Source organism: Candidatus Accumulibacter meliphilus, from assembly GCF_036625345.1.
Classification (GTDB): Bacteria; Pseudomonadota; Gammaproteobacteria; order Burkholderiales; family Rhodocyclaceae; genus Accumulibacter; species Accumulibacter meliphilus.
This window is the reverse complement of sequence record NZ_JAZKTZ010000004.1, coordinates 78,326-90,910: the sequence shown is the minus strand read 5'-3', so window position 1 is coordinate 90,910 and position 12,585 is coordinate 78,326. Positions and strand designations below refer to the sequence as shown.

The following is a 12,585-nucleotide window of genomic DNA, read 5'->3' as shown; positions in this document are numbered from 1 at the left end:
AGTTCGTCGGCAGTTGCGGCCGGCGGCGTTGGGTCAGTTGAATGAACGGTGCCGCCTAGCAGCCTGTCGGGCTTTCCCGACGCCAGATCCAGGTATGATATAATCATACCTCTTCGAGCAACCGGGTCGTCGCATGTCCAAGTTTATCGTCGCTGACCGCCAGACCGACTATCTGCTACCGCCGTCGGTAGACGACTGGCTGAACCAGGATCACCTGGCGCGATTCATTGTTGAAGTGATCGACCAGCTCGATCTCTCCAAGCTGACGCGCGAGTACGCGGGGCGCGGATCGAAAGCCTACCATCCGGCCACCCTACTGGGGATTCTGGTCTATGGCTACATCACGGGTATTTTCTCCAGCCGCAGGCTGGAGCAGGCAACCTACGACTCGATAGCCTTCCGCTTCATCGCCGCCAACCTTCATCCCGATCACGACAGCTTGGCCACTTTCCGCCGACGGTTCCTTGACGAACTGAGCGACCTGTTTCTGCAGGTCCTGAAAATGGCCACGGAAATGAAAGTGCTCAAGGTGGGTAACATCAGTCTTGATGGCTCGAAGTTCGAAGCCAACGCCTCGCGGCACAGTGCGCTATCGCACGGGCACATCGAAAAGCTGGAAGTCCAACTCAAGGCCGAGGTTCAGGAATTACTGGCGCTGGCAGAACAGGCAGATCAAGCCGATATCCCGACGGGAGTCAGCCTGCCCGAGGAACTCAAGCGTCGCGAAGATCGGCTGGCCGCCATGGCCGCCGCCAAGGCCAAGCTTGTCGCTCGGGCCGAGGAGCGCTATCAGCGCGAGAAAGCCGAGTACGACGAGAAAATGGCCCGCCGTGCGGCCCGAGGCGACCGGCAAGAAGCCCGGTGGCAAGCCCCCCAAGGCTCCCGAGCCTGGACCACGGACCGTGATCAGATCAATCTGACCGACGAAGAGTCCCGCATCATGCCGGTCGCCGGTAGCGGCTTCGAACAGGCCTACAACGCCCAGGCGGCGGCCGATGCGGCAACGATGCTGATCGTCGCCACCGGGGTCACGCAGGCTCCCAACGATAAAGAGCAGGTCGAGCCGATGCTGGCCACCCTCAAGGCCCAGGCCGAGGTGCTCGGCGCCGTGGAATGCCTGATCGCCGACAGCGGTTACTGCAGCGAGAAGAACATCAAGGCGTGTGAGGCGGCCGGTATCGAGCCCCTGATCGCCGTCGGACGCGACGACCTCGCATTCAGAATCTCCAAGGTTACTGATAGGCACCCACAGGAAACAGGGCCGGCGCCGCGTCCAACTACGCACGCCACCACAAGGCACAATTACCACGCGAGCGGTTTAGTCCGGTGACGACGGCACGACGGGGTCTCTTCCCTTGCCGGCCTTGCCCAGATGCTTCAGCCACTCGCTGAAGCGGTCGAGGTAGAGGTAGATCACCGGCGTGAAATAGAGGGTCAGGAACTGCGAGAAGAGCAGCCCGCCGACTACCGCCAGGCCCAGCGACTGCCGGCTGGCGCCGCTGGCTCCGAAGGCCAGGGCGATCGGCAACGTGCCCAGCAAAGCCGCCATAGTGGTCATCATGATCGGTCGGAAGCGCACCTGGCAGGCCTCGTAGATCGCCTCGCGCGGCGGCTTGTCGTGGGTGCGCCGCGCGTCGAGCGCGAAGTCGACCATCATGATCGCGTTCTTCTTGACGATGCCGACCAGCATGATGATGCCGACATACCCGTACATGTCGAGTTCCCGCCCGAAAATGGCCAGGGTGACCAGCGCCCCCAGCCCGGCGGTCGGCAATCCCGAGAGGATGGTGAGCGGATGGATGGTGCTTTCGTAGAGGATGCCAAGCACGATGTAGATGACGAACACCGCCATCAGCAGCAGGATGCCCATGCCGGCCAGCGATGACTGGAAAGCCTGTGCCGCGCCCTGGAAGCTGCCGAGCAGCGTTTCGGGGACGCCAAGCTTCTCCTGCATGACGTGGACCTCGGCGATGGCGGTGGACAGCGACACGCCCGGCGCCAGGTTGAACGAGAGCGTGACCGCCGGCACCTGCCCCTGATGGTTGATGGTCAGCGGTGCCACGCCGGTACTCAGGCGGGTGACCGCGTTGAGCGGCACCAGCGCTCCCTTGCTCGAACGGACGTGCAGCAGCGCCAGGGCTGCCGGGTCGGTCTGGAATTTGGGCTCGACCTCAAGGATCACCCAGTATTCGTTGGTCGGCGTGTAGATGGTCGACACCTGGCGCTGGCCATAGGCGCTGTACAGCGCATCCTCGATCTGCGCCGGCGTCACTCCCAGCGCGGCGGCCTTGTCGCGATCGATTTCGACCGCTACCTTGGGCGTGCGGATCTGCAGATCGCTCGCGATACATCCTGCAGCCCCGGCAGCCCACGCAGCTTTTCCTCGAGGATCGGCGCCCAGTGATGGAGCTCGTCGAGGTCGGCATCCTGCAAAGTGTATTGGTACAGGCTCTTGGTCAGCCGACCACCGATGCGGATCGTTGGCACGCTCTGCAGGAAAACCTTGATCCCCGGCACCTCCGTCAGCTCGGGCCGCAATTCCTGAATGATCTTCTCAGGGCTGACGCGCTCGCCGTAAGGCTTCAGGACGATCAGCATGCGCCCCAGGTTGAGCGTCTGTGAGAAGCCCGAGGTACCGATGAAGGACATTACCGTGGCGACGTTCGGATTGGCCTGCACCAGCCGCGCCACCCGCCGCTGCTTGTCCATCATCGCCTCGAATGAAACATCCTGCGCCGCTTCGGTAAAGGCGAAGATCTGTCCGATATCGTCGCTCGGCAGGAAGCCCTTGGGCGTATGGATGAACATCGCGGCAGTGGCCACGATCACCAGCAGGAAGGTCGCCATGGTCGTCCGCGGGCGCGCCAGCACGCGCAGCAGGCTGCGTTCGTAGGCGCGTCGCCAGGCGTCGAAGAGGCGCTCCGAGGTCTGATACAGGCGGCCGTGCCGGGCGTGATCGGTCGGCTTGAGCAGGTGCGCGGCAAGCAAGGGCGTCAGCGTCAGCGAGACGAAGCCGGAAACCAGCACCGCGACCATGATGGTCACCGCGAACTCATACAGGAGACGGCCGAGAATGCCGCCCATGAACAGCACCGGAATGAACACCGCGACCAGCGACAGGGTCATGCTCAACACCGTGAACCCGATTTCCTCGGTGCCATTGAGCGTCGCTTCGAGCGGACTCTCGCCCATCTCCATATGGCGGGTGATGTTCTCGAGGACAACGATGGCGTCGTCGACGACCAGGCCAACACACAGGGTCAGCGCCATCAGCGAAATGTTGTCGAGGCTGAAACCCAGCAGGTACATCACCGAGAAGGTGCCGATGATCGACATCGGCAGTGCCAGGCTGGGGATCAGCGTCGCCGAGACATTGCGCAGAAAGAGGAAAATGACCATCACCACCAGCGCCAGTGCCAGCAGCAGGGTGAACTTGACGTCCGCCACCGAGGCGCGGATCGACTGCGAGCGGTCGTACATGACGTCGATCTTGATGCCGGTCGGCGCCTGCTCGCGGAAGGTCGGTAGCAGCTTGCGAATGGCGTCCACCAGCTCGACGGTGTTGGTTCCCGGCTGACGCTGGATGGCCAGGATGACCGTCCGTTCGTCGTTGTACCAGGCGGCGTACTTGTCGTTCTGGACGCCGTCGACGACCCGTCCCAGCGCGCCCAGCCGGACCGCTGCGCCATTGCGGTAGGCGACGACCAGCGGCCGGTAGGCGGCGGCGTCGTTGAGCTGGCCAGTGGCCTCAACCGAGAAGGCGCGCTGGCTGCCGTACAGAGTTCCCGTCGGTTTGTTGACGTTATGGCTGGCGATCGTCTGTTGCACTTCGTCGATACCGATGCCCCGCGCAGCGAGCAGATTCGGGTCGAGCTGCACCCGAACCGCATACTTCTGGCTGCCGAAGACCTGTACTTGGGCAACTCCGGCAATGGTCGACAGGCGCTGCGCGATCCGCGTCTGCGCGTACTCGTCCACCGCTGACAGCGGCATCGTCTCGGAGCGGGCCACCAGATAGAATACCGCCGCATCCGCCGGGTTGACCTTGCGGAATGATGGCGGCGAGGTCATCTCTGGCGGCAACTGCCGCAAGGCCGTCGAGATCGCCGACTGGACGTCCTGCGCGGCGGCATCGATGTTGCGATTCAAGGAGAACTGCAGGGTAATCGACGTCGTCCCGACAGCGCTGCTCGAGGTCATCGATTCGAGCGCCGGAATGGTCGAGAATTGCTTTTCGAGCGGTGTCGCGACGGCGGCAGCGATCGTCTCGGCATTGGCACCGGGCAGGTTGGCGCTGACCGTGATGGTCGGGAAGTCGACGTTGGGCAGGTCGGAAACCGGCAACAGGCGATAGGCGATCAGGCCGAAAACGAGAATCGACAGCATCACCAGCCCGGTCATCACCGGGCGAAAGACAAAGGGCCGCGAGATGTTCATCAGGACTTCCCGGCGGCATCCCTGATTACTGTCGGGCTGCCCGGCAGCAGCCGCGACTGGCCGTCGACGACCACCGTTTCTCCCACCGCCAAGCCCTCGGCAATCAGCGCCTCGGCGCCAGCGGTGCGCTCGACCACGACGTCACGCAGTTGCGCCTTGCCATCGGCGCCGACGACAAACACGTAGCTGCCCCTCGGGCCGGTCTGCACCGCATCCGCCGGGACGATCAGCGCATCGGCCCGCTCACCAAGAGCCAGCACCGCGTGCACGAACTGTCCCGGCCACAGACCGCTATCGCGGTTCGCCACGCTGGCGCGCAGCTTGACAGTGCCTGTGGCGGGGTCCACCGCGTTGTCGACGAAGGCCAGCGTCCCGCTGGCTTCCACCGCCTTGCCGTCGGTATCGGTGGCGACGACTTTCACCACCCCGGTCCCGGCACTGCGCACCTGCGCCAGATATTGTTCGGGCACCGAAAAATTCACAAAGATCGGGGTCAGCTGGTTGATCACCACCAGCGGATTGCCGTCGTTGGCCTTCACCAGATTGCCCTGCTGGATCATGATCCGACCGGCCCGCCCGGCGATCGGCGCGCGGATGGTGCAGTAGTCGATCTGCAGCCGGGCGCTATCGACCGTGGCGCGAGCCGCTGCCGCATTGGCCAGTGCGCTGTCAAGGTTGGTCTTGTACTGCTGATAGCCATCGGCAGAAATGAAGCGTTGGCGCAGCAAGTCCTGGTAACGCGCATCCTGCGCCCGCGCCCGCGCCAGCAATGCCATGTCGCTGGCCAGCTTCGCCTCGGCCTGCCTGAGCTGCGCGAGCGCCGGACGGCAATCCATCTCGAACAGCACCTGCCCGGGCTTGACATCGTCGCCGTCCGCGAAAGCCACCGTGACGATCTGCCCGTCAATACGCGACTTCACTGCCACGCTGGCTATCGCCTCGACCGTCCCGATGCCCTCGACGCTCAACGGCACCGTCTTGCGCTGCGCCTTGACGACCACCACGGGAACGCTCGCTTCGCTTGCGATAAGCGCTTTGCCGGCGGGCTGCTGGTCGGCGCCGCAGCCACCGAGCAGGCTGGCAGACAGGGCGATACTGGCGACGACGAACCAGGAGCGGGAACGGGCGCTGCGACAGGGAGTGGAACGGTGGATGATGGCCATGTCTCTGACGAGCCGGGTAAGGTGCTGGCTGGAAAGCCTGCGAGCATAGCGCCTTGCGCGATCGTTGTGCACCCGCGGCGCACAAAGGCCGCGAACCACTCGGCGAAGCGCTCGGCGAACCGCAGGTAGCCGCTCTGTGTCTTGTCGGTGAGCGTGCGCTGTCGCGACCACATGTCGTCAATCATGTGTTGCCGCAGCGGCGCGACGTGCGGAGTCGAGGGGGTCATGGCTCTGCTCATATCGTGGACGAGGCGGATTGCCTCAATCCACACCATAGCAAAGAGGGCCAGCGCTTCACCCAACTGCACACACCAACCACCACGGAGCACGATTACTGCGCGAGCGGTTTAGTCCAGAAGTGCCAAGTGGTTGTTCGAGCTGGTTTCCGACCCTACGACCGGTAAGCTATTTATTACGGCCGCTGGACGCGCCGTATCCCAATGACCGTTGCGGCCGAGTAGCGGGCGGCGCTACCACAGGGCCGAGCGGCTGGTGTCTGATAAGGCAGCTGCCGTTCGGGGTGCTCGATCATTCGAGCCTGCTACGGCCGCTTCAACGCCGAGAGCCGCCATGATGCTCGTCGAAGCGCTCTACAAAACCGGTCGTCGACCCGTCGTTCGGCCGAGCCGCCCACTCGCCCGCCGACTTGTCGCGCACCAGAGCGAACAGAGAGGCGTTTGTGAGGAGCCGGGCGATGTTGACGCCCATTACCGGGGAACTGCGCTGGCGGCAACGAGCGCACATCCACATCGTGTTCGGTCATGCGGTGATTGCTTCACAGGAAGAAAGCTTTTCTCGACCCGCGATCCCTCTTTGACTTTCCCGGCATGTATACCAAAATAGGTCACAAACGACTTTAACTATTTGGTGTAACAGGCTGTAGAATTACGGCATTGCTTTCTGCGTGGACAGGCTGCGATGCTGAGACTGACATTTACCCAGGCGGAGGCGGAAGCCTTGGAGCACGAGCGCTTTCACCATTCGCATCCGCACGTGCGACGCAAGATGGAAGCGCTGTGGTTGAAAAGCCAGGGGCTTGCGCACCAAGAAATTGCGCGGTTCGCGGGCGTGAGCGGCAAGACGCTTCGCACTTACCTCCAGCAGTGTGCGGAGGGCGGCGTCGCAGGGCTGAAGGAACTGCATTTTCGTCAGCCGCAGAGCGAACTGGTGGCGCATCAGGATACGATAGCGGCTTATTTTCTAGCCCATCCGCCGGCTTCGATCAATGAGGCAGTTGATGCGATCAGAAAGCTTACAGGCTTGAGCCGCTCGCCGACGCAGGTGCGCCTTTTCCTGAAAGAGAAGTGCGGGATGAAGCGCCTGAAGACCGGCACCCTGCCGGCCAAGGCGGATCCGGAGGTCCAGAAAGCGTTTAAAAAAAACACCTTGAACCGCGTTTGGCGGAAGCCCAAGAGGGCCAACGTGCCGTGTTCTTCGTAGACGCGGCGCACTTTGTCTTGGGAGCCTTCATGTCGGCGGTGTGGTGCCTGGCTCGGGTCTGGATCAGGGCGCCCTCGGGGAGACAGCGCTTCAACGTGTTGGGTGCCATCGATGCCGTGACCAAAGAGGTCATTACCGTCGTCAATTCCGCCTACATCAAGTCGCTCAGCGTGTGCGCCTTGCTGGAGAAACTGGCCTCCTTGCGGCCCACGCTGCCCATTACGGTCGTACTGGACAATGCCCGTTATCAGCGTTGTGCGTTGGTGCAAACCTGCGCCGACCAACTGAAGATCGAGTTGCTCGTTCTGCCGACCTACTCCCCGAATTTGAACCTCATCGAGCGTTTGTGGAAGTTCGTCAAAAAGCAGTGCCTCTAAGCCAAGTACTACCCCGACTTCCATTCCTTCACTACCGCCATCGAACGCTGCTTGCAAGATACCCACACCATCCACGCCAAGGCGCTACAGTCTCTATTGACCTTGAACTTCCAAACCTTCCAGAAGATTCAATCGTGACCGCTCACGGTATAGCAGCGCCACCCACACCGAGTTCATCGCCAGCAGATCGATTCCGGCGGTGCGCTTGCACATGGTCACGAACACCGAAGTGAACGTAGCGCCGAAAAGGTGCCGCCATTCGTTGCCAGCCGCAGGCGGCAACTCTTTCATTGCCACTCCGAGCGGTTGACGTCGTCGCCAGTCTTTCCGGCGCGTCGAACGCGACCCGGACAATACCTGTGCTGGAATATTGATTTGCGAAGACAATACGCCTTCCAAAGGACGAAGACCGATGCCCGAAACCCCTGAACAGGCGACCGAACGCTACCTTCGTAGCGGCGAGCACGACGCCCACTTTCGGGCCTGGCCGGGCAGCAACTTCCTCGCCCGCATCCACTGCGGAGACGCCGCGCTGCGCTCGGCACTGATCTCCGCGGTCCGCAGCCGAACCCTGGACGTCGCATTCCCCGAAACAGTCGCCGACGACATCGACGTCGTCGCCTTCACGCGCGGAAAAGTGGCACCGATGGTGCGTGGCCTGTTCCCGGCTTGCGAGCAGGCGTTGGTCCTCAGTCTGCTCGAACGCTCGGTCATTCTTCTCACGCCGGCCACCATCGACGCGCTGCTGCAGAACACGCAATGCCTGGCTACCGCCTGGAATCTGGCGAACCTCTATCTGGCGGGACTGGGCGCGGACCTGCTTGCTGAGAGCGCTCCCGGCCTGCTGGGCCTGAGCGAGGAGACAACCTGCTATCTGTCGGCAGCCTCTTTCGACGCGGCCGGTCGCTTCGAAGACTTCGTTGTGCACGAGGCGGCGCACATCTTCCACAACTGCAAGCGCGAGACGATCGGGCTACCGGAAACCCGAACACGTGAGTGGCTGCTGGAGATCGATTTCGGCAAGCGAGAGACGTTCGCCTACGCCTGCGAGGCCTACAGCCGCCTTCAGGCGCTCGGCAACGGCGCGAGGGAGAGACAAAGGCTGCTCGCGGAACACGAGCAGGGATCGATGCCACCCGATGAACGTGTGAATGCGGTCGAGTACGTGGACATCCTGCGTGAGGCCCTTGCAGCCCGCAACGGTTGGAAAAGGATCCTCCAGCGCTGTTCGCCTCCGCGCGTGGCGCGACGAGCTCGGTTGGGAGCAGCGTGATGCGATTGCTCAGGGAAGGGCCGCGCCCTCCTCTACTTCAGGTGGAGGCCGCAGGATGACCAGCCGCATCACCAACCTGGAAATGCTGCGAAAGGCGCTGCGAGGAATGAGCCGCGGCGATCTGCTGATCATCGCCGAACGGGCAATAGAGCTCGTGCCGAGGGAGACGTTGAAGGCGCTCGTGGGCGGCTACGTGCTCGTCGATGGTGTGGCTGATGCGAGCGCAGCAAATGCCTTGCTCGACGAAGTGCAGAAGTTCCAAGTCGATAGCCTGGCCGGTCGCTACTTCGAAGACTTCGAGGTGAATTCCAGGAACTGCACAGAATATTCGCGGGGCACGGATGCCTTCATCGCCGAGTTCAAGCGGCTCCTGTGCGGTGGCATCGGTGCCTCCGACACCGGACAATACGGAGTCGCCCGCCACACTTTCGAGCTCCTTTTCGCGCTGCTTCGGCATATCGACGAGGGACACGACGACGTGATCTTCTTCGCCGACGAGGGCGGTTCCTGGCAACTTGGCGTCGACTGGCACAACGTGTTCGCCGCCTACTTTCGGTGCCTGGCCGAGACAGCTACGGCCGCTTATTTCGCGACCAATGTCGACCAGACGATCGAAGACTTCGCCGGACATGAGCGACCACAGCACCTGCGAACGGCACACGCGGTGGCGAACGCGGCGCAGCGAGCAGCGCTCGATCCGTTGGAACGGCGTGTCGCTGACCGCCGGCGTCGCTGACCACGGCTCTTGGGCAAGACGCTGCCTTCGGCTCGTTGGCGACCGCACGCGGATCCAGGCTTCTTGAACATAATGATCGGGATCATCCCCGCTCGGCCCCGCGACCACCCATCCCGCCGCTTTCCCGACCTCATCTGTAAGCGCCGCCCCGGCATCGTGGCCTCGCGCCACATGCGCGTTCGTCGAGAATTACCGCATGGGGGTTGCGTGGTCTGATCGCAGGGCCTGTCCTTGTGCCGACACCACTCGCTCGCGGCAGGAGACGAGCTCAAGAGTGGCGCGGCGCGCTGTGCTCGCGCACCCATCGCGCGAACATCGCTTCATCGATCTGGCCCGATGCGACGGCGAGCACAGTCAGCGTGGCATCGGCCTGGCTTGCCACGAGGCGCCGGCCGTTGAGCGCCAGAAACAGGCCAACCGCAAGAAAAGCGACGCGCTTGTTGCCGTCGACAAAAGGGTGGTTACGCGCCAGACCAAAGCCGTAGGCGGCAGCCAGGTCGGCCACATCCGGTTGGCCATAGGCAGCAAGGTTCAGCGGCCGCGCGAGTGCGGAGTCGAGCAGACCTTCGTCACGCAGCCCGCTCGCGCCGCCATGCTCGGCCAGGCTCTCGTCGTGCAACAATTCGAGCGCGCGCCGGTCGAGCCAGCACCAGCTCACTTGGCGAGCTGGTGGAAGGTGTCGCGGTACTCGTGCATGAACTCGCGCCCGATCTCGAGTTGCTGGTCCAGATCAGGGTCGTAGGGCGTCAGCATCACGCCATTCGCCGCCTCGGTCACGAATACCGTATCGCCCTTCTGCAGCTTGAGTCGCGCCAGCACTTCCCTGGGCAGGATGAGGCCAAGCGAGTTGCCGATCTGGGTAAGCTTGAGGGTGGTCATGGAAGGCTCCACACGGTCGATGTTATAACTGTCGTTATACCAACACAGAGGGTGCAGGGCAAGTGGCGCGCAACTCGGGATCAAGAGAGCCTCTTGCAAAACTCCCCCGCGGGAACTGCTGGGCCGCGGGATTCGCTCTCTGGGAGCGATTTTTGTCGCGAGGGAAGTTGCCGTGGCCGAGCGGCGAACCTGATGGCATTATTTGTCTCATTGGGGGCGACGACCGCCCTGCATCATCGGATGCACAGCGGTCGGAGAGGAAAAACGGGTGGTCATTCTCGTAATCGCATCAACTGGTCGGCGGTCAGCGCCAGGATACCGAACATCAAGTGCGTCATCACCTTGGCGTCGCCCTCGACCATGATGGTGTTGCCGCCGAATTCGTCCTTGAGCCGCGCGTTGCTGCGCTCGGCGACGGTACGTTCGTTGTAACGAATAGCCTCGGCCGGTGCGAATTCGATCTTCTCGCCGCGACGCGGATTGTGATCGATCAGCGGAACGTGGCAGAGACTCCGGCAGTGCTCACGCAATTCGGTGCTGCAATAGGCCGCATCCATGACATCGTAGAGGTTGGTCACCCGCTCGGCACTGATCAGTGATAGCGGAATGGCGGCACGGCTGTCGTGCATCGAGGCGCTTGAGAGCAGCGCCGCGATGGGCACGCCACAGTCGGCGGTGTCGAGATGCAGCTTATAGCCGTTCCAGCTGACCTTGTAGCCTTGGGCGTTGCACTTCGTGCCGCGATCACACGCCGTCGGAATCTCATCGAGCATTTGCGCCAACGTCTGCCCGCGTTGGCGCTGGATCGGCGACTCCTTCGCGGGTGGTCGTGTCTCGCCGCGCCGGGGGCGGCCACGTTTCTTCGCCGCTGGTGGCGTTTCTGGCACTGGCGCACTCGCTTCGGAAGGGCTCTCTTCCTTCGGGAGCACCGAGGGCTGTGCCGCTGGGACCTCTTCGGCCACGGCCGCCTCGCGCCGGGACGGATGTTCGCGTGCTTCAATGGCCGTACCGTCGCGGCTGATATGTCCGATCAGTTCATCCCCGAGATGGGCCTTGACGAGGGCTTCATGCACCCGCTGGCCCAAATCCGCTTGAGAAAACTCGTCGAAGGCGCGCGAGAAGGTGGCTTCAGAAGGCAGTTTCTTGCACAGAGGAAAGCCACAGATACGTCGCAGCGCACGGTCTATCGTCAGGCGTTCAATCAGCCCTACCGTGGTATTGAGCCCCAACACCGACTTAGCCACAAAAGCGTTCGCCAGCCACGCCCGCTCTACCGGCGGACGCCCCACGCCACACCAGTTCGATCTCGTGAATTCCTCAATGCGCACCCATTCCAGAATGTGCACGACCTTCTCCAACTTCGGTGTCAGCGGACCTTCAGCCCTCAACTCGGGCAGCAGTTCGTGCTGAATCACGTTCCAGCGTTGCATGATCAGTTCGCGTTGGGTAGTATCCATTTTGCGGGCGTTATGATGTTGGTCTTGAGAAACCCATCATGCCAGAAATGGCCGCCTGCGTCCTCCGCTTTCGCCCCCAGCGACGAAAAACTCAGCCCTGCAGTGTCAGTTTTGCAAGAGGCTCAAGACTTCTGAATCAAGGCTTCTTCTTCCCGGCCAGCGTGTCCCGAACATACTGACCGGGATCATCCCCGCTCAGCCCCTCGACCACCCGCCCCGCCGCTTTCCCGACCTCGCCGACAACCGCCGCGCCCTTGCCTACCGGTGACACCGGTTCCAGCTTGCTGAAATCTGTGGGTGTCGCGTTCTCCTGGTGCGTCTGCGCCGCTCCCTCCTTGCGGTCCCGTATCGCATACGCGTTCGTCGAGAATTCCCGCATCGCCGTATGCGCGCTCTGATCACTTAGGCGCCCCTGGGCCGAGACCCCGGCGCCTGCCGCCCTGCCCGTCACCTGGCCACGGTAGCCGGCGCCCGCCTGCCCGACCGCAGCGGCACCGGGAACGCTGCTTCGATCCGCCTCGTGCCGCGCGCCGACTGCATCTGCCCCCTGCACCTGGCCGGCCATCTCGCCAAGCATCCGGTCGTAGTTCTGCGCGGTATATTCGGCGATGTACGGGCGCAGCTTGGGATGCTTGCCGGTCTTGATCCGACCGTACTGCCAGGCGAGGAGCGCGCCGCAGACCATCCCGGCCAGCATGGCCCCCGAGATCACGCCCGTCCCCATGATCAGCAGGAAGAGGATGGCCTGATCGAAGTCCCACCACAGGAAACGCTCCTGGGCTTCGAGTGACTTCGGGATGTAACCGATCTCGTCCACGGCGCT

At 62.9% G+C, this 12,585-nt stretch carries 10 protein-coding genes and 2 pseudogenes; 5 read left to right on the top strand and 7 right to left on the bottom strand.

The genetic code is table 11. The features are described from left to right. The first annotated feature begins 133 nt into the window (after positions 1-133). Positions 134-1,330, top strand: coding sequence for an IS1182 family transposase (locus V5B40_RS09270; protein WP_332354250.1), 1,197 nt, complete (start codon positions 134-136; stop codon positions 1,328-1,330). On the opposite strand, the pseudogene V5B40_RS09265 reads toward V5B40_RS09270, so the two are convergent. Together V5B40_RS09265 and V5B40_RS09260 are read right to left on the bottom strand one after the other, a co-directional pair. Next, a pseudogene (locus tag V5B40_RS09265) lies at positions 1,319-4,437 on the bottom strand (efflux RND transporter permease subunit). The gene V5B40_RS09270 and the pseudogene V5B40_RS09265 overlap by 12 nt on opposite strands. Next, positions 4,437-5,600 (bottom strand): efflux RND transporter periplasmic adaptor subunit, encoded by a 1,164-nt coding sequence (locus tag V5B40_RS09260; protein WP_332354249.1) that lies wholly within the window; start codon positions 5,598-5,600, stop codon positions 4,437-4,439. Before V5B40_RS09260 ends, V5B40_RS09265 begins: the two are co-directional and overlap by 1 nt. Before the next feature lie 694 nt (positions 5,601-6,294). On the opposite strand from V5B40_RS09260, the gene V5B40_RS09255 reads away from it, so the two are divergent. After that, positions 6,295-6,417 carry a hypothetical protein gene (locus V5B40_RS09255; RefSeq protein WP_332354248.1) on the top strand — a complete coding sequence of 41 codons (123 nt, stop codon included), beginning with the start codon at positions 6,295-6,297 and terminating at the stop codon, positions 6,415-6,417. A 101-nt stretch (positions 6,418-6,518) separates the two neighbouring features. Then, positions 6,519-7,555, top strand: a pseudogene (locus V5B40_RS09250) (IS630 family transposase). Here V5B40_RS09250 and V5B40_RS09245 read toward each other — a convergent pair. Continuing rightward, the gene (locus V5B40_RS09245; RefSeq protein WP_332354247.1) at positions 7,511-7,708 is read right to left on the bottom strand and encodes a hypothetical protein; all 198 of its coding nucleotides are present in this window, start codon (positions 7,706-7,708) and stop codon (positions 7,511-7,513) included. The pseudogene V5B40_RS09250 and the gene V5B40_RS09245 overlap by 45 nt on opposite strands. Before the next feature lie 121 nt (positions 7,709-7,829). On the opposite strand from V5B40_RS09245, the gene V5B40_RS09240 reads away from it, so the two are divergent. Continuing rightward, positions 7,830-8,690: a hypothetical protein gene (locus V5B40_RS09240; protein WP_332354246.1), complete on the top strand. Its 861-nt coding sequence runs from the start codon at positions 7,830-7,832 to the stop codon at positions 8,688-8,690. Then, positions 8,605-9,426 (top strand): hypothetical protein, encoded by an 822-nt coding sequence (locus V5B40_RS09235; RefSeq protein WP_332354245.1) that lies wholly within the window; start codon positions 8,605-8,607, stop codon positions 9,424-9,426. The genes V5B40_RS09240 and V5B40_RS09235 overlap by 86 nt, the downstream gene beginning before the upstream one ends. A 268-nt stretch (positions 9,427-9,694) precedes the next feature. Here V5B40_RS09235 and V5B40_RS09230 read toward each other — a convergent pair whose 3' ends face one another. The 4 genes from V5B40_RS09230 to traL all read right to left on the bottom strand — a co-directional run bounded on the left by V5B40_RS09230 (position 9,695) and on the right by traL (position 12,579). Next, positions 9,695-10,084: a type II toxin-antitoxin system death-on-curing family toxin gene (locus V5B40_RS09230; protein WP_332354244.1), complete on the bottom strand. Its 390-nt coding sequence runs from the start codon at positions 10,082-10,084 to the stop codon at positions 9,695-9,697. Continuing rightward, the gene (locus V5B40_RS09225) at positions 10,081-10,305 is read right to left on the bottom strand and encodes an AbrB/MazE/SpoVT family DNA-binding domain-containing protein (protein WP_169067718.1); all 225 of its coding nucleotides are present in this window, start codon (positions 10,303-10,305) and stop codon (positions 10,081-10,083) included. The genes V5B40_RS09230 and V5B40_RS09225 overlap by 4 nt, the downstream gene beginning before the upstream one ends. A 272-nt stretch (positions 10,306-10,577) precedes the next feature. Next, positions 10,578-11,762, bottom strand: a complete 1,185-nt coding sequence (locus tag V5B40_RS09220) for a transposase (protein ID WP_332354243.1) — start codon at positions 11,760-11,762, stop codon at positions 10,578-10,580. A gap of 136 nt (positions 11,763-11,898) precedes the next feature. Next, entirely contained in the window at positions 11,899-12,579 is a 681-nt protein-coding gene (traL, locus tag V5B40_RS09215) for a type IV conjugative transfer system protein TraL (RefSeq protein WP_332354242.1), read from the bottom strand. Positions 12,580-12,585 lie beyond the last annotated feature (6 nt).

What these genes read in the sequence shown, in the direction of transcription:
- V5B40_RS09240 (WP_332354246.1), top strand. Translation starts at nt 7,830, where the DNA reads ATGCCCGAAACCCCTGAACAGGCGACCGAACGCTACCTTCGTAGCGGC.
- V5B40_RS09225 (WP_169067718.1), bottom strand. Translation starts at nt 10,305, where the DNA reads ATGACCACCCTCAAGCTTACCCAGATCGGCAACTCGCTTGGCCTCATC.
- V5B40_RS09220 (WP_332354243.1), bottom strand. Translation starts at nt 11,762, where the DNA reads ATGGATACTACCCAACGCGAACTGATCATGCAACGCTGGAACGTGATT.
- V5B40_RS09245 (WP_332354247.1), bottom strand. Translation starts at nt 7,708, where the DNA reads ATGAAAGAGTTGCCGCCTGCGGCTGGCAACGAATGGCGGCACCTTTTC.
- V5B40_RS09255 (WP_332354248.1), top strand. Translation starts at nt 6,295, where the DNA reads ATGTTGACGCCCATTACCGGGGAACTGCGCTGGCGGCAACGAGCGCAC.
- V5B40_RS09260 (WP_332354249.1), bottom strand. Translation starts at nt 5,600, where the DNA reads ATGGCCATCATCCACCGTTCCACTCCCTGTCGCAGCGCCCGTTCCCGC.
- V5B40_RS09270 (WP_332354250.1), top strand. Translation starts at nt 134, where the DNA reads ATGTCCAAGTTTATCGTCGCTGACCGCCAGACCGACTATCTGCTACCG.